Genomic DNA, 17,678 nt, shown 5'->3' on the forward strand with positions numbered 1-17,678 from the left:
CTCCAGGCCGCTGGCCACGCCGCCCGAGCCACCCCGGCCACGCGCTCTGTGCGCCCTGGCCATCCGGCCCGGCCGGCCCAAAGCCCGCCCCACCTTCCGACCCTTTGCACGCGCGCCCGGCCGCCTCGGACGCGCACGGCACTGCATCCCCGGGCACGCACAACCCGACCATCCCAGGCAGCGCACGGCCTCAGGCCCGAAGCGGTGTGGCCAGGAGGCCGAGGCGGGTGTGGCCAGGGGGCCGAGGCGGGTGTGCTCGGTCGCCCCGGCGAGCTCAGCCGATCGCCTCGGGCACACCCGCCTCGGCCCCCTGCATCCCGGGCACGCGAAAGGCCCCGCACGAGGATCCGTGCGGGGCCTTTCGGTGAAGGCTATGCCTCAAGCCAGAGACGAGGACCTATGACCTCAGCTCTGACCGCCGGCGAGCTTCTCGCGCAGAGCCGCGAGCGCCTCGTCCGAGGCGAGCGCACCACTGGCCGGAGCCGAGGAGGAAGAGCTGCTGCTGCCCGCCTGGGGCTGCGTCTCACCGCTGTAGGACGAGGGAGCGGCCTCTCCGGCCTCCGCCTCGGCCTTGCGGGCCTCCTCGATCTGCTTCTTGTGAGCCTCGAAGCGGGTCTGAGCCTCGGCGTACTGCCGCTCCCACTCCTCGCGCTGCTTGTCGAAGCCCTCGAGCCACTCCCCGGTCTCCGAGTCGAAGCCCTCGGGGTAGATGTAGTTGCCCTGGTCGTCGTACGTGGCCGCCATGCCGTAGAGGGTCGGGTCGAACTCGACCTCGGTCCCGACACCCTCGTTGGCCTGCTTCAGCGAGAGGCTGATGCGACGACGGTCGAGGTCGATGTCGATGATCTTCACGAAGATCTCGTCGCCGACCTGGACGACCTGCTCCGGGATCTCCACGTGGCGCTCGGCCAGCTCGGAGATGTGGACCAGGCCCTCGATGCCCTCCTCGACCCGGACGAACGCACCGAACGGCACCAGCTTGGTGACGCGGCCCGGCACGACCTGGCCGATCTGGTGGGTGCGGGCGAACTGCTGCCACGGGTCTTCCTGAGTGGCCTTGAGCGACAGGGAGACGCGCTCGCGCTCCATGTCGACGTCGAGGACCTCGACCGTGACCTCCTGGCCCACCTCGACCACCTCGGACGGGTGGTCGATGTGCTTCCAGGACAGCTCGGACACGTGGACCAGACCGTCAACGCCGCCGAGGTCCACGAACGCACCGAAGTTGACGATCGAGGAGACGACGCCCTTGCGGACCTGGCCCTTCTGGAGGGTGTTGAGGAACGTCTGGCGAACCTCGGACTGCGTCTGCTCGAGCCAGGCGCGGCGCGACAGAACCACGTTGTTGCGGTTCTTGTCGAGCTCTATGATCTTCGCCTCGAGCTCGCGGCCGACGTACGGCTGCAGGTCGCGGACGCGGCGCATCTCGACCAGGGACGCCGGGAGGAAGCCACGCAGGCCGATGTCCAGGATGAGACCACCCTTGACGACCTCGATGACCGTGCCGGTGACGATGCCGTCCTCGTCCTTGATCTTCTCGATCGTGCCCCAGGCGCGCTCGTACTGAGCACGCTTCTTGGACAGGATCAGCCGGCCCTCCTTGTCCTCCTTCTGGAGGACCAGGGCTTCGACATGCTCGCCGACTTCCACGACGTCAGCAGGGTCGACATCGTGCTTGATGGAAAGCTCACGCGAGGGGATGACACCCTCGGTCTTGTAGCCGATATCGAGAAGGACCTCGTCTCGATCGACCTTGACGACGGTGCCCTCGACGATGTCGCCGTCGTTGAAGTACTTGATGGTCTCGTCGATCGCTGCGAGGAAGGCTTCCTCGGACCCGATGTCGTTGACCGCTACCTGCGGGGTGCTCGAGGTGGCCTCAGTGCTGGACGTCATGTGTGGAATTGCTCCGAACGCGGACAGGATGTCGATGTGGCGGATGCGCGGCAGGCCCTCTTCCGCATCAAGCCGAGGAATTACGACATCGACGTGACCGAGCGCGAGCCCGCTCCGTCTGAGGCGCGCGCGAGCCCACAGCGCAGCGATCAGCATATGAGACCTTCGCCACTGGGTCAATCCAAGGAGGATTCAGTAGGCGATGACCTGGAGCCCGCGCTTGGCCCCGATTTTACCCCGTTGCTTCTCCGGGACGGAGATCCGGTCGGGGTCTCCGTCGGAGACATAGCGCTTGTCAGGGTGCTTTTGCAACCATTCGAGCCAGTATTGCGAGCACCACTTGCGGCACTCGCCCTTCTTGCCGTTGCTCTGGATCCGCTGGATCGCACCACGATCGAATTTTTTCGCGTAGGGCGAAAGCGAAGGCTCGGCTCCGGCGAGGAACACGCCCGCGAAATCATACCTGGAGCCGTCCCATGAGCCCGTACGGGCGGCCTTCTTGGTCCTGGGCATGGAGCCATACGGCAAAGCCATGGTCCTGGAGGGCGGCACGCCGAGTTTCTTGAGCAGGCGTTCGATCCGGACGATCTGCTCGCTGACCTTCTTCTTCTTCAGCGCGCGCAGGTTGGGGTGGTTCCAGGTGTGGTTCGCCACCTCGTAGCCGTGATCGACCAGCCACCGCACGGCCGCCGTCTGGGACTCCCTGTCCCGCAACCCGAACGGCTCCCTGTTGATCCAGAACGTGGCGACCGGGCGGAAGGACGGGTATTTCCTGGCCACCTCCTGGATCACGCCCACGGCCGTGTCGGGCGCGGGGTTGCCGCTCGCGTCCAGGGCGAAGTGGCTCGGGTGCCCGTCGTCGAACGTCAGGACGACCGGGAACTTCCCCGCCGGCACCTGGATGTCGCCGGTGGCGAACTCCCTGGCGCTGATCGGCACGTAGCCCTGCTTGGCCAGCTTCTCCAGCTCTTTCCTGAGCTGGGCGGGAGTCCGGTCGATCGAGGCGACGCGCTTGGCGAGGATCCGGTGGTACATCAGCACGGGCACGAGGCCGACCTCGTTGGCGTGCACCTGCCGGGCGAACTCGGGGGTGGAGACCACCCCTGGCGGCTGGCCGACCGGGGCCGGCGTCGCCGGCGCGACGCCGTTGTCGACCTTGGCCACGTCCTTCGGCTCGGCGTGTGGCCTGCCCTCGGGCGGCAGGAGGCTCAACCCGATGATGGCGACCGTCACCACCACCACGTTCGCGATGCCGATGATCCGCGTGAGGGACGCTGATATCCGCACAGAACTCCCGGCCGCTCGGTGAAACGTAGCATCCAGGGTAGTGCAGAACCGCCCAAACAACGGCCCTGATGATCAGTGGCCGGCGTCCTCCCACGTACGCCCGACGCCCACGGAGACCTCCAGCGGGACCCGCAGATGGTAGGCGGCGTTCATCTGGTCGCACACGAGCGCCCTGAGCCGCTCCAGCTCCCCTGGCGCCACCTCGAACACGAGCTCGTCGTGCACCTGCAGCAGCATCCGCGAGGCCAGCCCCTCCTCCACGATGGCCTGGCGGACGTTGAGCATGGCGACCTTGATGATGTCGGCGGCCGAGCCCTGGATCGGGGCGTTGAGCGCCATCCGCTCGGCCATCTCGCGGCGCTGGCGGTTGTCGCTGGTGAGGTCGGGCAGGTAGCGGCGGCGGCCCATGATCGTCTCGGTGTAGCCGTCGGCACGCGCCTGCTGGACGATGGCCTGCAGGAAGTCGCGCACGCCGCCGAACTCGGTGAAGTATTCCTCCTTCAGCGCCCGCGCCTCGGCCACCGGGATGTTGAGCTGCCCGGACAGCCCGAAGTCGGACAGGCCGTAGGCGAGCCCGTAGTTCATCGCCTTGATGCGGGCGCGCAGCTCGCCGTCGATCTGCTCGGGCGGCAGGTCGAACACCCTGGCCGCAGTGGCCTGGTGGAAGTCGTGGCCGGACTCGAAGGCCTCGATCAGCGACTCGTCGCCCGACAGGTGGGCCATGATGCGCAGCTCGATCTGGCTGTAGTCGGCCGTCAGCAGCGTCTCGTAGCCCTCGCCGACCACGAAGCCCTGCCGGATGCGGCGGCCCTCGGCGGTGCGGATCGGGATGTTCTGCAGGTTGGGCTTTTCCGACGACAGGCGGCCGGTGGCGGCGATGATCTGGTTGAAGGTGGTGTGGATGCGGCCGTCGTCGGAGATCTCCTTGATCAGCCCTTCGACGGTGGTGCGCAACTTCTGCTGGTCACGGTGGCGCAGCATGATCGTCGGCAGCTCGTGCTCGGTCTGCGTGACCAGCCAGGCGAGCTGGTCGGCGTCGGTGCTGTAGCCGGTCTTGATCTTCTTCGTCTTGGGCAGGCCGAGCCGGGTGAACAGGATCTCCTGGAGCTGCTTGGGCGAGCCGAGGTTGAACTGCTCACCGACCGACCGGTGCGCCTCCTCCACGGCGTGCTTGACCGCGGCGCCGAACTCACCCTCCAGGCCCGCGAAGTATTCGCCGTCGACCGCGATGCCCGCCCGCTCCATCTCGGCCAGCACGGCCAGCAGCGGCAGCTCCACGTCGGCCAGCAGCTGGGTGCCGCCGCGCCCGGCCAGGAACGTCTCCAGGGAGACGGCCAGCTCCAGCACGGCGTGGGCGCGCAGCGCGAGGTCCTTGGCCGGGGCGTCCTCGTCGTCGCCGAACAGCGCGGCCTGCCCGCTCGACTCCTCCTCGGCCCGCAGGTCGCGGTTGAGGTAGCGCCTGGCCAGGTCTTCGAGCGCGAACGTGCGCTGGCCCGGCATGGCGAGGTAGGCGGCCAGCGCGGTGTCGCAGCTCAGGCCGCGCAGCTCCATGCCCTGCGCCCAGAGGGCCAGGATGGGCCCCTTGGCGTCGTGCACGGCCTTGGGCTTGGTGTCGTCGCCCAGCCAGGCCCGCAGGGCCGCCTCGTCGGCCTCGGTGAGCTTGACGGGGTCGATGAAGGCGGCCGTGCCGTCGGGCGAGGCGACGGCGATGCCCTCGACACGCCCGGTGCCGCTGCCGTAGACGCCCTTGAAGGCGAGCCCGGCGCGGCCCTCGGGCAGCGCGGCCAGCCAGCCGCCGACCCGGTCGGGGCCGAGGATCACGGTCTCGACCTCGAAGCCCAGCTCGGGCTCCTGCTCGCCGGTGCCGAGCACCTTGAACACGCGCTCGCGCAGCTCCCCGCGGATCTGCAGGGTGTCGAACAGCTTGTTGATCTCCTCGCGCTCCCAGGCCCCCTGGGTGAGCTCGCCGAGCTCCACGTCGAGCGCGACGTCGCGCAGCAGCTCGGTGAGGCGCCGGTTCAGCAGCACCTGGGCGACGTGCTCGCGCAGCTTGTCGCCGACCTTGCCCTTGACCTCGTCGACCCGGTCGACGAGCGCGGTCAGCGAGCCGAACTCGCGCACCCACTTGGCCGCGGTCTTCTCGCCCACGCTGGGGATGCTCAGCAGGTTGTCGCTGGGGTCGCCGCGCAGCGCGGCGAAGTCGGGATACTGCGCCGGGGTGAGGCCGTACTTCTCCTCGACCGCCTCGGGCGTGAACCTGGTCATGTCGCTGATGCCGCGCCGCGTCATCAGGACCGTGACGTGCTCGTTGACCAGCTGCAGCGCGTCGCGGTCGCCGGTGACGATCAGGACGCTCATCCCCTCGGCGGAGGCGCGGGTGGCCAGCGTGGCGATCAGGTCGTCGGCCTCGAAGCCCGCCTTGGACAGGCGCGGGATGCGCAGCGTGTCGAGCAGCTCGAAGATCAGCTGCATCTGACCGCGGAAGTCCTCGGGGGTCTCGCTCCTGTCGGCCTTGTAGTCGGCGTATTCCTCGTGCCGGAACGTCGGCTCCGACCTGTCGAAGGCCACCGCCACGTGGGTCGGCTGCTCGTCGCGCAGGATGTTGGTCAGCATCGAGGTGAACCCGTAGACCGCCTCGGTGTGCTGACCGTCGGTGGTCATCAGGTTGGCGTCCTTGAGCGCGTAGAACGCGCGATAGGCCAGGGAATGCCCGTCAAGCAGCAACAGACACGGGCGGCTGGGGGTCACTTCACTCTTCGGCACGTACGCAGCCTAGTCTGCGTCTGCGACAGAAAACCTGAGCTCGGAAGAGTGGAGACGTCCCTTTGACGCAGACCAACCCCGCAAACCCCGCCCCGGCCGGTCTGGAGGTCCTCAGCGGCATGCATGAGGGCACTCTCGCCCAGCGTATGGGCATCGAGTTCGTCGAGGCCGGGCCCGACCGCGTCGTGGGCCGGATGCCGGTCGAGGGCAACACCCAGCCGTACGGGCTGCTGCACGGCGGCGCCTCGGTGGTGCTGGCGGAGTCGCTCGGCTCGGTGGCCGCGGCCATCCACGCCGGGCCCGGCCGCATCGCCGTGGGGATCGAGATCAACGCCACCCACCACCGCTCGGCGCGATCGGGTTACGTCACGGGGGTCGCGACGAAGTTGCACGGAGGCCGCACTTTGGCCACGTACGACATCGAGATCACCGACGAGCAGGGGCGACGCGTCTGCACCTCCCGCCTCACCTGCATGCTGCGCGACAGCTGACCCTCCGGTCACTTCTGCCGACCCTTTGCGCGCCGGCCCCGCGGGTCGCTACGGTTGCCAGGACAAGCCCGCGGGGAGGCCAAGTAGAAAACGTGTACGGCCGGGGAAGCCTTACATGGCCCCAAAGGCCGCCCCGCGGGCTCCTCCAGTTCCACCGGACGATCTTTATGGATTCGTTTCCGAGAAGCGCCAGGCGTCTCCGCTCATTTAGCCCCTGACCTGGTGCGTTGATTCCTCACATGAGTGACACGCAGTTGTCACTAATTGGTGACGAACGATACTGAACCGGGCGTCGCCAGAATAAGCTCCCGCCACAGCATCCCAGTTGTGCCTGCGATGCCCGCGTGTCGAGATGGAGGGGCACAACCCCGCCTTGACCTACTTGAGGGAGCACCATTGCGCAGAGCCGTGATCGCGTTCACGGCCTTCCTGGGTGGACTCATCTTCCTGCTGGCCGGACCCGCCCATGCGGGCCCGGCCGACTGCCAGGGATTGAAGGGAACACTCAAACTCCAAGGCCAGCCAGTGAACGGCGCCAAAATCTCCGTGACCACCGAGAGCGGACAACCCGTCAAGGAGGTCACGAGCAACGCCCAGGGCACGTGGGACGTCCAGGTCGACAAGCCGGGTAAATACAAGGTAACGCTCGATGTCGGCTCCCTTCCGCAGAACAGCGAGGTCCGCGGCGGCACCAACGTCCGCACGCCGACCGTCTACGAGGGAAACTGCTCCACGGTCCTGTTCGCGCTCCAGCCCAAGGCGGCCCCCGGCCAGGCCCAGCCTGAGGAGGGTGGCGGCAGCTCGTTCTGGACGAGGGCCGCGCAGCTCACGTTCGAGGGTCTCAACCTGGGCCTGATCATCGCCCTGGCCGCGCTCGGTCTGTCGCTCATCTACGGCACGACCGGCCTGACCAACTTCGCCCACGGCGAGCTGGTCACGCTCGGCGCGCTCCTCGCCTACGCCTTCAACGTGGGGACCGGCCTGCATCTCATCCCCGCGGCGGTGATCGCGGTGATAGTGGCCGGCGGCCTGGGCTATCTCCAGGACCGCCTGTTCTGGGGCCAGCTCCGCAAGCGCGGCACGGGCACCATCGCCATGATGATCATCTCCATCGGCGTGGCCATCTTCCTGCGCTACGTGTTCCTGATCATGTTCGGCGGCGAGAACGAGTCCTACGCCCAGTACACCGCCCAGCCCGGCATCGAGGTCGGGCCGATCTCCGCCGCGCCGAAGAACTTCGTCGCCATGGGCATCGAGCTCTCGGTCCTGATCATCGTCGGCATCGCGCTGCTGCGCACCCGCACCGGCAAGGCGGCCCGCGCCGTGGCCGACAACCCGGCGCTCGCGGCCTCGTCCGGCATCAACGTCGATCGCGTGATCCGGATCATCTGGACCATGGGCGGCGCCATCGCCGCGCTGGCGGGCATCATGCTCGGTCTCTCGCAGAACCTGAAATACACCATGGGCCAGGACATCCTGCTGCTCATCTTCGCCGGCGTGACCCTCGGCGGCCTCGGCACCGCCTTCGGCGCACTGGTCGGCTCGCTCGTGGTGGGCCTGTTCATCCAGGTCTCGACCTTGTGGGTGCCACCGGAGCTCAAGTCCGTCGGCGCGCTCGCCGTGCTCATCATCGTGCTCCTCGTCCGGCCGCAGGGCATCCTGGGCCGCCGCGAGCGGGTCGGCTGATCGGGGGAGGATCAGAATGGACTGGATCACGATCATCAGCACCACCATCAAGGCGGCCATCAACGTCGAGACGGTGCTCTACGGCCTGGCGGCCATCGGCATCAACATCCACTTCGGTTACACCGGCCTGCTCAACTTCGGCCAGGCGGCTTTCATGGGCGTGGCCGGCTACGGGCTCGCCGTCACCGTCACCGTGCTCGGCCTGCCGTTCTGGGTCGGGATCGCCGTCGGCCTGGCCGGAGCGGTGATCCTGGCGCTGCTGATGGGCATTCCCACGCTGCAGCTGCGCGCCGACTACCTGGCCATCGTCACCATCGCGGTGGCGGAGATCATCCGGCTCGTCTTCCGCTCGGTGACGTTCAAGGAGGTCTTCGGCGGCTCCGACGGCCGGCGCGGGTTCTCCGACGGCTTCTACGCGCTCAACCCGTTCCCCGAGAACGAGTACGGCTTCAACCTCGGCCCGGTGCCGATCTTCTTCAACCACCGGGTGCTCTGGGTGATGTTCGTCGGCTGGCTGCTGATCGCCCTGTGCTGTTTCATCGTCTACCTGCTGATGAAGAGCCCGTGGGGCCGCGTGCTCAAGGCCATCCGCGAGGACGAGGACGCCGTGCGCAGCCTCGGCAAGAACGTCTTCTCCTACAAGATGCAGTCGCTCATCCTGGGCGGCGTCATCGGCTCGCTGGGCGGCTTCATCTACGGCCTGGCCTACGGCTCGGTGCAGCCGGACGTCTTCGGCACCGAGACCACGTTCTACCTCTACACGATGGTCATCCTCGGCGGCGCGGCCCGCGTGCTGGGCCCGGTCGTCGGCGCGGCGCTGTTCTGGGTGCTGCTGGTGCTGATCTACGGCGTGCTCACCGAGGCGGTCTCGGCGGGGTACATCACCTTCATGGACGTCACCCAGGTGGGCGCCTTCCGCTACATCTTCGTCGGCCTCGGACTCATCCTGTTGCTCGTCTTCCGGCCACAGGGCATCTTCGGTGACAAGAGGGAGATAGCAATCGATGCACGCTGAAAGCACGATCACCGAACGCAAGGCCGCGGCCCTGGCGGCGTTCAAGGACCTGGCGCGCGACCCCGGCGTGCCCAAGCCGGACCCCATCCTGGTGGTGGACAACGTGGTGCGCCGCTTCGGCGGCCTGACCGCCGTCGAGGTGGACCACGTCGAGGTCCAGCGCGGCTCCATCACCGCGCTGATCGGCCCCAACGGGGCCGGCAAGACCACGTTCTTCAACCAGCTCACCGGGTTCGACACGGCCGACTCCGGCTCGTGGACGTTCAACGGGCGCGCGATGAACGGCGTGCCCGCCCACCGGGTGGCCCGCTCCGGCATGGTGCGCACCTTCCAGCTCACCAAGGCGCTGTCGCGCCTGACGGTGCTGGAGAACATGCGCCTGGGCGCCCAGCAGCAGAAGGGCGAGACCTTCTGGCGGGCGCTCATCCCCGGTTCCTGGCGCGGCCAGGAGAACGAGATCACCGAGCGGGCCGAGGAGCTGCTCGCCCGGTTCAAGCTCGACACCAAGCGGGACGACTTCGCCGGATCGCTGTCCGGCGGCCAGCGCAAGCTGCTGGAGATGGCCCGCGCCCTCATGGTCCAGCCCGAGCTGGTCATGCTCGACGAGCCGATGGCCGGGGTGAACCCCGCGCTGACGCAGTCGCTGCTCGGCCACGTCAAGGATCTGCGTGACCAGGGCATGACGGTGCTGTTCGTGGAGCACGACATGGACATGGTCCGCGACATCAGCGACTGGGTGATCGTCATGGCCCAGGGCGCCGTCATCGCCGAGGGACCGCCCTCGACGATCATGTCCGACGAGCGCGTGATCGACGCCTATCTGGGCGCCCACCACGACGCGCCGCTGTCGGAGGGCGAGCTGGAGGCCCAGCTGCACGAGGCCGAGGCCGCGCTCGACGCCGAGATCGAAGGGGAGACGCAGAAGTGAACGCCGGCCCAGAGTCTCAGCAGGCCGTCACCGACCGCAGCGAGCACCTGGAGGGCGCCGAGGGCGCCGTGCTGCGGTGCGACGAGCTGATCGCCGGTTACCTGCCGGGCGTCAACATCCTCAACGGCTCCGACCTCTACGTCAAAGAGGGCGAGCTGATCGGCATCATCGGCCCCAACGGCGCCGGGAAGTCGACCCTGCTCAAGGCCATGTTCGGGCTGGTCAACATCCGCAGCGGCACGGTGCTGCTCAAGGGTGAGAACATCACGAACATGAAGGCGCACTCGCTGGTCTCGCGCGGCGTCGGCTACGTGCCGCAGACCAACAACGTCTTCCCCAGCCTCACCATCGAGGAGAACCTCGAGATGGGCGCCTTCCAGGTGCCGGGGAAGTTCAAAGAGCGCTTCGAGTTCGTGGCCGAGCTGTTCCCCGCGCTCAAGGAGCGGCGCAAGCAGCGCGCCGGCTCCCTGTCCGGCGGTGAGCGGCAGATGGTCGCGATGGCCAGGGCCCTCATGACCGAGCCGTCGGTGCTGCTGCTGGACGAGCCATCGGCCGGCCTGTCGCCGAAGCTGCAGGACCTGGTGTTCATCCAGGCCCAGCAGATCAACAAGGCGGGCGTGACGGTGATCATGGTGGAGCAGAACGCGCGGCGCTGCCTGCAGATCTGCCACCGCGGCTACGTCCTCGACCAGGGCCGCAACGCCTACACCGGAACCGGGCGGCAGCTCGCCAACGACCCCAAGGTCATCGAGCTGTATCTGGGCACGCTGGCCAAGGCGTAGAGCGATCCAGACGGAGAAGGGGCTCCCATGGGGCCCCTTCTCCGTTCTTTAATGTGCGATGTGAAACGTTTAGCGACAATCGCGGTCATGCTTCCGGTCCTGCTCGTCGGCTGCCAGGACGACGCCTCCTCAGCCGAGAAGTACAGCACCGGCGGCGATCCGGCCGACAGCCCGTGCGCCCGCGTGGTCTCCTCCATCGGGTACGCGGGCCTCATGCTGAAGCCGAAGGGCCAGGAGGACCAGCAGTACTTCGAGGACGCCGTGATAGGCCGCCTGGCGGAGGTACGCGGCATCACGCTGCAGTTCGGCGCCCGGCTGCCCCAGTCGCTCCACGGGGCCGTGGAGACCGTCAAGACGACCACCGCGGGCCTGTCCAGGAACGACGTGCCGCGCGACCGGCAGGTGGCCCTGCTGAAGGAGTACCGGGTCGCCGCCGACGCCATCGTGGCGGGGTGCAAATGACGACGAGGGCCCGGCCGTGGTGGCCGGGCCCTCACCGTCAGGTGCCCTGATCGTCAGGTGCCCGAGTTGTCGGGTGACAGCCGCTCCCGCGGGCTGACCGACCCTTAGCCGGCGATGTTGCCGGTGCGGTACTCGAGCGCCTTGGTGGCGTACTTGTTGTCGCCGCCGTACTGGTAGATGCCGATGGTCGCGACGGCCGGGTCACCGGCGTCGTTGAACTCGACCGGGCCGCTGACGCCCTCGTAGTCGATGTCCTTGCCGGCCTTCAGCAGGTCGACGCACTCCTTGAAGCTCTTGCACTTCTCGCCGCCCTTGCTGACCTCGATCAGCTTGGCCGCGACGTCGACGCCCGCGTCGCTCTTGGCGGCCTCGGCGGCCAGGGCGATCAGGTTGGCCGCGTCGTAGGACTCAGGAGCGTAGCTGAAGTCCTTCAGGTCGGCGTCGACCGCGATGAGCTTCTTCTGGAAGTCCTCGGGAGCCGCCGCGCCGGGGATCGTGCCCTTGACCCCGTCCAGCGTGCCCTTGGGCATCTTCAGGTAGTTGGTGTTGGAGGTGTTGCCGTCCACCATGTACCACTTGTGCTTGCTGGCCGGCAGACCCTGCTTGACGAGCTCGTTGACGACCTTGGCGGTCTCGTCGAAGCCGATCAGGACGATGCCCTTGGGGCTCTTCGCCTTGATCTTGGCGACCTCGGCGGAGAAGTCGGCGGCCTTCGGGTCGTAGTCGACGCGCTCGACCACTTCGGCGCCGCCGTCGGTGACCGTCTTCTGCACCTGGTCGGCCAGGCCGGTGCCGTAGGAGTCCTGCATGGCCAGGATGCCGACCGTGTCGTTGCCGTCGGCCACGATCAGGTCGCCGAGCACGCGGCCCTGCAGCTTGTCCGGCGGCGAGGTACGGAAGTACAGGCCCTTGTCACTGATGGTGGTGAACTTGTCGGAGGTGTTGGCCGGCGAGAAGTGGATGACCCCGGCGCCCGTGATCTTGTCGATCACCGACTCCGACACCGACGAGGATGCGGCGCCGATGATGGCGTCGGCCTTCTGCGCCAGCAGCTTGTCCACCGACTGCGAGGCGATGTTGGTCGTCGTGTCACCAGAGTCGGTGTCGATCTTGGCGACGGGCTTGCCGAGCACGCCCCCGGCCTCGTTGATCTCCTTGAGCGCCAGATCGACGCCGGCGAACTCGGGCGGGCCGAGGAACGCGAGCGAGCCGGTCTGGGGCAGCAGCGTACCCAGAGTAAGGGTGCCGTCGCCCTTCGCCGCAGGAGCCGCCGAGGATGGCGCGGCACTCGGGGAAGTCTGCGTGGCGGTGTTGCTGCCGCCACCACCGCAGGCTGTCAGGGCCAGGCTGGTGGCAGCCACGACAGCCAGCACCCGTCCCGCGGGAGCAATGCGGATCATGAAGTGTCTCCTTCATTTCCAGGCCGGGATCCGTCAGCACCGCCGAGCGTTCCCGATCGAATGACGGAAACGTATAAAACCCCAGGATGCTCCGACAGATCCGCTGGGGAACTGTCGGCACTTGGATGCGGAGTCGTAATCAGTCCTCAACTTACGGGACCTGCGCAAGGACGCTTAATGTGCGTCAGGTGAAGCGCAAAACGCTCCCCATCCTCATCGGGCTCCTCGTCGCCGGCTGCGGCTCCTCCGGGCAACCCTCACCGCCGTCTTCACCGCCGCCCTCCGGGCCGCCCCCCGGCGTATCCGTCTCTTTGGCGCAGTGGCGTTCGGACGAGCCCGTGCACGCGCTCCAAGTGGCCGTCCGCAATACCAGCGACACACCGGTCTATTTCGCCGACCTGCAGTTGGTCACGCCGTCTTTCAAAACGCTGGCGCCGAAAACGGCCGACGCGACGATCAAGAAGACCGAGCGCACGGACCTGCCGATCCCCTTCGGCGCCGCCAACTGCTCACCGCAGGGCCTGCCCGAGGTGCGTCCCGCGACCGTGGTGGCCCATCTCAGCACCGGCTCGGGGCCGTTGCGCCAGGTCGTCTTCGACGTGCCGCACCCGGACCCGCTGCTGGCCAGGCTGCTGCGGGACGAATGCTCGGAATTCCTGATCAAGCAGGCGGCGAGCATCGAGTTCGGTCCCGAGTGGACGGAGTCGAGCAAGGCCATGCGGGGCGAGCTGGTCGTCACCCGGCGCGGCGCCGGCACGGTGGCGCTCAACGACATGAACGGCACCACCCACTTCATCGTCACGCCCGGGCACCGGCCCCTGGGCGTGCTGAAGGCCACCGAGCAGGGGCTGAGAGCGCCGATCGTGCTCACGCCCGGCCGCTGTGACCCGCACGCGTTCGCCGAGGCCAAGAAGGCGTTCCTGTTCCCCGTGCGGGCGAGCATCGACGGGGGCGAGGAGCGCGTGGTCATCGTGGTGCCGCCCAAGCCGCTGCAGGAACGCCTCATCGCGTACGCGCTCAAGACGTGCGGCCTGGGCGGCTGAGCGGACTGCCGCCACGGCCCCGGCCGGGCGGCAGTCCGATGTGCGGGTCTCAGCCCTCGATGTTGCCGGTACGGTACTCCAGCGCCTTGCCGGGGTACTTGTTGTCGTCGCCGTACTCGTAGACGCCGATCGTGGCCACGGCGGGGTCACCGGCGTCGTTGAACTCGACCGGGCCGCTGACGCCGTCGTAGTCGATGTCCTTGCCGGCCTTCAGCAGGTCGACGCACTCCTTGAAGCTCTTGCACTTCTCGCCGCCCTTGCTGACCTCGGGCAGCTTGGCGGCGATGGACTTGCCCGTGTCGTCCTTGGCGGCCTCGGCGGCCAGGGCGATCAGGTTCGCCGCGTCGTAGGACTCGGCGGCGTAGGTGTAGTCCTTGAGGTCGGGGTTGATCGCCTGGAGCTTCTTCCTGAAGTCCTCGGGGGCCTCGGCGCCGGGGATGGTGCCCTTGACGCCCTTGAGCGTGCCCTTGGGCATCTTCAGGTAGTTGGTGTTCGACATGTTGCCGTCCACCATGTACCACTTGACCTTGTCGGTGGTCAGCCCCTGCTTGACCAGCTCCGCCACGACCTTGGCGCCCTCCTCGAAGCCGATCAGGACGATCGCCTTCGGGTTCTTCGCCTTGATCTTGGCCACGTCGGCGGAGAACTCCGGCGCCTTCGGGTCGTAGTCCACCCGCTCGACGACCGTGGCCCCGGCCCCTTCGGCCGTCGCCTTGATCTGGTCGGCCAGGCCGGAGCCGTAGGAGTCCTGCATGGCCATGATGCCGATGGTGTCGTTGCCGTCGGCGGCGATCAGGTCACCCAGCACGCGGCCCTGCAGCTTGTCCGGCGGCGCGGTGCGGAAGTACAGCCCGTTGTCGCTGATGGTGGAGAACTTGTCGGAGGTGTTGGCCGGCGAGAACTGCACCACGCCGGAGCCCGTGACCTTGTCGATGATCGACTCCGACACCGACGAGGAGGCGGCGCCGATGATCGCGTCCACCTTCTGGGCCAGCAGCTTGTCCACCGACTGCGAGGCGATGTTGGTGGTCGTGTCGCCGGAGTCCGTGTGGACCTTGTTGATCGGCTTGCCGAGCACGCCTCCGGCCTCGTTGATCTCCTTGACGGCCTGGTCGACACCGGCGAACTCGGGCGGGCCGAGGAACGCCAGCGAACCGGTCTGCGGCAGCACCGTGCCGAGCGTCAGCGTGCCGTCGCCCTTCGCCGCGGCCGTGGAGGCCGCCGTGGACGGCGCCGCCGACCCGGACTGCTGGGCGGAGGTGTCGCCACCGCCGCTGCCGCCTCCACAGGCCGTCAAGGCCAGGCTCGCCGCGGCCGCGACGGCCAGCACGCGTCCTGCTGGAGCAATGCGGATCATAAAGAGACTCCCCCTAATCTCAGCGAAGGAACGATCACCTTCGCTGGGTTTTCCGAGCTCAGCATGCCTGCAACGCACCGACGATGGGAGTTCTTACGCGGCTTTTATGCGGATTCGTAATGTCCCAAACACCCATAGTAATGGGATGTTTCACCAGAGTTACGGTCACCCCACTACAAACCGGCCCTGACTGATATTTCGGGATCAGGGCCGGAATGTCGGTTATGTGGGATCTATGGGGATAGCGGGGTCCACGGGATCGGTGCGACAGAACGCGCCTCACCCGGCGATGGCGCCCCTGCGATATTCGAGCGCCTTGGCCGCGTCGAACTTGTTGTTCGCGCCGTATTGGTAGACGCCGATCGTCGCCACCGAGGGGTCGCCCACGTCGTTGAAGTCGACCGGGCCGCTCACGCCCTCGTAGTCGGCGTCCTTGCCGGCCTTCAGCAGATCAGCGCACGCCTTGAAGCCGGTGCACTTCTCCCCGGCCTTGCTGACCTCGATCAGCTTGGCCGCGATGTCGGCGCCCGCGTCGCTCTTGGCCGCCTCGGCGGCCAGCGCGATCAGGTTCACCGCGTCGTACGACTCCGCCGCGTAGGTGAACTCGGTGAGCTTGGCGTTCACGGCCAGCAGCCGCTTCTGGAACGCTTCAGGGGCGGCCGCGCCGGGCAGCGTGCCCTTGACGCCCTTCAGCGTGCCCTTGGGCGCCTTGACGAAGTTGGTGTTCGACATGTTGCCGTCCACCATGTACCACTTGTGCTTGTCAGCGGTCAGCCCCTGCTTGACCAGCTCGTTGACGACCTTGGCCGTCTCGTCGAAGCCGATCAGCACGATCGCCTTCGGGTTCTTCGCCTTGATCTTCGACACGTCGGCGGAGAACTCCGCCGCCTTCGGGTCGTAGTCCACCCGCTCCACGATCGTGGCCCCGGCCTCCTGCGCGGTCTCGGTCACCTGATCGGCCAGCCCGGAACCGTAAGAGTCCTGCATGGCCAGGATCCCGACGGTGTCACTCCCGTCGGCGACGACCAGGTCACCCAGGACCCGCCCCTGAAGCTTGTCCGGCGGCGCGGTGCGGAAGTACAGCCCGTTGTCGTTGATCGCGGTGAACTTGTCCGAGGTGTTCGCGGGCGAGAACTGCACCACGCCCGCACGGGTGATCTTGTCGATGATCGACTCCGACACCGACGAGGAGGCGGCGCCGATGATCGCGTCCACCTTCTGTGACAGCAGCTTGTCCACCGACTGCGAGGCGATGTTGGTCGTCGTGTCACCCGAGTCGGTGTCGGACTTGGCGACCGGCTTGCCGAGCACGCCCCCGGCCTCGTTGATCTCCTTGAGCGCAAGATCGACGCCGGCGAACTCGGGCGGGCCCAGATACGCCAGCGAACCGGTCTGCGGCAGCACCGTGCCGATCGTCAGCGTGCCGTCGCCCCTGCCGGCCGCCGGGGCCGAGGAGGGCTGGATCGAGGCGGACCCCGTGGCCCCCGGCCTCGCGGTCGTGTTGGGGGACGAGCACGCCGCCAGCGCCACGCAGGCCACGGACACGACCACGGGTAAGACCGGCGCGCGGAAAATGCGGATCATCGAAAGCGTCTCCGTTCGAGATGAGCGGACCTTCCGTCCGCCCATCAGTTACGCAACGGGACGCCTGCCGCGAAAGCCGCCGAAGCCGGTTGGATGCTCGTTCGTGACCGCACCACAACCCACCGGGCTGAATCACCTGATATTGGGGCCCCTCACGTCCGCTCGCCGGGGTCGTCTATAACGATCTGGGCAACCTCGCGCATGCTCAGCCGCCGGTCCATCGACGCCTTCTGGATCCATCTGAACGCCTGCGGCTCGCTCCAGCCGTGCTGCAGCATCAGCTGCCCCTTGGCGCGCTCCACCAGCTTCCTGGTCTCCAGCCGCTCCGACAGGCTCGACACCTCGGCGGCCAGCGCCACCATCTCCTCGTGCCTGCTCACCGCCATCTCGATGGCCGGCACCAGGTCCGCCTTCGTGAACGGCTTGACCAGGTAGGCCATCGCGCCCGCGTCCCTGGCCCGCTCCACCAGGTCACGCTGGGAGAACGCGGTCAGGATGAGGCAAGGGGCGATCCGCTCGGACACGATGCGCTCGGCGGCGGAGATGCCGTCCAGCACGGGCATCTTCACGTCCAGGATGACCAGGTCGGGTCTCAGGTCGGCGGCCAGCTGGATCGCCTGCTCGCCGTCCCCGGCCTCGCCCACGACGACGTAGCCGTCCTCCTGGAGCATCTCCTTGAGGTCGAGGCGGATCAGGGCCTCGTCTTCCGCGATCACTACTCGCCGCTGCGTACTCACGAGCAGAAGAGTACAGACGTCCGGTAGATTAGATCCACGCCGGTGCGAGCCCGCCATTGAGTTGGGCTACGCTTGGCCCTGCGATTAGGACGGATCCCGAGAAGTCCGATCCTGCCCCGGTATTCCAATTGGCAGAGAAGGCGGACTCAAAACCCGCACAGTGTGGGTTCGAATCCCACCCGGGGCACCGACCAACCGCCCGGGCCACCACGGACCGGGCGGTTGCGCGTCTCTCAGGCCATCTGCG

14 protein-coding genes and 1 tRNA gene are annotated in these 17,678 nt (G+C 67.6%); 8 read left to right on the forward strand and 7 right to left on the reverse strand.

What is annotated here, in order from left to right:
• Window positions 1–405: 405 nt before the first annotated feature.
• From rpsA to polA, 3 genes are all read right to left on the reverse strand, one after another.
• Window positions 406–1,896, reverse strand: coding sequence for a 30S ribosomal protein S1 (rpsA, locus tag ETD85_RS28960; protein WP_138692958.1), 1,491 nt, complete (start codon window positions 1,894–1,896; stop codon window positions 406–408).
• Window positions 1,897–2,088: 192 nt separating this feature from the next.
• A complete protein-coding gene (locus ETD85_RS28965; RefSeq protein WP_138692959.1) occupies window positions 2,089–3,183 on the reverse strand; it encodes a polysaccharide deacetylase family protein in 1,095 nt (364 codons plus the stop codon).
• A gap of 72 nt (window positions 3,184–3,255) precedes the next feature.
• Window positions 3,256–5,946: a DNA polymerase I gene (polA, locus tag ETD85_RS28970; RefSeq protein ID WP_138692960.1), complete on the reverse strand. Its 2,691-nt coding sequence runs from the start codon at window positions 5,944–5,946 to the stop codon at window positions 3,256–3,258.
• Between the two features lie 119 nt (window positions 5,947–6,065).
• Between polA and ETD85_RS28975 the strand changes: the two genes are divergently transcribed.
• The 6 genes from ETD85_RS28975 to ETD85_RS29000 all read left to right on the forward strand — a co-directional run bounded on the left by ETD85_RS28975 (window position 6,066) and on the right by ETD85_RS29000 (window position 11,310).
• Window positions 6,066–6,437: a PaaI family thioesterase gene (locus tag ETD85_RS28975; RefSeq protein WP_138692961.1), complete on the forward strand. Its 372-nt coding sequence runs from the start codon at window positions 6,066–6,068 to the stop codon at window positions 6,435–6,437.
• A 396-nt stretch (window positions 6,438–6,833) separates the two neighbouring features.
• Window positions 6,834–8,123 carry a branched-chain amino acid ABC transporter permease gene (locus ETD85_RS28980; protein WP_240779496.1) on the forward strand — a complete coding sequence of 430 codons (1,290 nt, stop codon included), beginning with the start codon at window positions 6,834–6,836 and terminating at the stop codon, window positions 8,121–8,123.
• A gap of 16 nt (window positions 8,124–8,139) precedes the next feature.
• On the forward strand, window positions 8,140–9,138 hold the full coding sequence (locus ETD85_RS28985; protein WP_138692962.1) for a branched-chain amino acid ABC transporter permease: 999 nt from the start codon (window positions 8,140–8,142) through the stop codon (window positions 9,136–9,138).
• The gene (locus tag ETD85_RS28990; RefSeq protein WP_138692963.1) at window positions 9,128–10,066 is read left to right on the forward strand and encodes an ABC transporter ATP-binding protein; all 939 of its coding nucleotides are present in this window, start codon (window positions 9,128–9,130) and stop codon (window positions 10,064–10,066) included. Before ETD85_RS28985 ends, ETD85_RS28990 begins: the two co-directional genes overlap by 11 nt.
• Window positions 10,063–10,848, forward strand: a complete 786-nt coding sequence (locus tag ETD85_RS28995) for an ABC transporter ATP-binding protein (RefSeq protein WP_138692964.1) — start codon at window positions 10,063–10,065, stop codon at window positions 10,846–10,848. Before ETD85_RS28990 ends, ETD85_RS28995 begins: the two co-directional genes overlap by 4 nt.
• A gap of 87 nt (window positions 10,849–10,935) precedes the next feature.
• Window positions 10,936–11,310: a hypothetical protein gene (locus ETD85_RS29000; protein WP_138692965.1), complete on the forward strand. Its 375-nt coding sequence runs from the start codon at window positions 10,936–10,938 to the stop codon at window positions 11,308–11,310.
• Window positions 11,311–11,414: 104 nt separating this feature from the next.
• Here the strand turns inward: ETD85_RS29000 and ETD85_RS29005 are convergent, their stop codons facing one another.
• Entirely contained in the window at window positions 11,415–12,710 is a 1,296-nt protein-coding gene (locus tag ETD85_RS29005) for an ABC transporter substrate-binding protein (protein WP_138692966.1), read from the reverse strand.
• A gap of 188 nt (window positions 12,711–12,898) precedes the next feature.
• On the opposite strand from ETD85_RS29005, the gene ETD85_RS29010 reads away from it, so the two are divergent.
• Window positions 12,899–13,753: a hypothetical protein gene (locus tag ETD85_RS29010; RefSeq protein ID WP_138692967.1), complete on the forward strand. Its 855-nt coding sequence runs from the start codon at window positions 12,899–12,901 to the stop codon at window positions 13,751–13,753.
• Between the two features lie 49 nt (window positions 13,754–13,802).
• Here the strand turns inward: ETD85_RS29010 and ETD85_RS29015 are convergent, their stop codons facing one another.
• The 3 genes from ETD85_RS29015 to ETD85_RS29025 form a co-directional block, all read right to left on the reverse strand.
• Complete coding sequence (locus tag ETD85_RS29015) at window positions 13,803–15,110, reverse strand: ABC transporter substrate-binding protein (protein WP_138692968.1); 1,308 nt, start codon at window positions 15,108–15,110, stop codon at window positions 13,803–13,805.
• Between the two features lie 279 nt (window positions 15,111–15,389).
• Complete coding sequence (locus ETD85_RS29020) at window positions 15,390–16,694, reverse strand: ABC transporter substrate-binding protein (RefSeq protein WP_138692969.1); 1,305 nt, start codon at window positions 16,692–16,694, stop codon at window positions 15,390–15,392.
• A 152-nt stretch (window positions 16,695–16,846) separates the two neighbouring features.
• Entirely contained in the window at window positions 16,847–17,431 is a 585-nt protein-coding gene (locus ETD85_RS29025) for an ANTAR domain-containing response regulator (protein WP_379507736.1), read from the reverse strand.
• 113 nt (window positions 17,432–17,544) lie between these two features.
• On the opposite strand from ETD85_RS29025, the gene ETD85_RS29030 reads away from it, so the two are divergent.
• Window positions 17,545–17,618: transfer RNA gene (locus tag ETD85_RS29030), tRNA-Leu, on the forward strand.
• The last annotated feature ends 60 nt before the right edge of the window (window positions 17,619–17,678 follow it).

Source organism: Nonomuraea zeae, assembly GCF_005889725.1.
GTDB lineage: Bacteria > Actinomycetota > Actinomycetes > Streptosporangiales > Streptosporangiaceae > Nonomuraea > Nonomuraea zeae.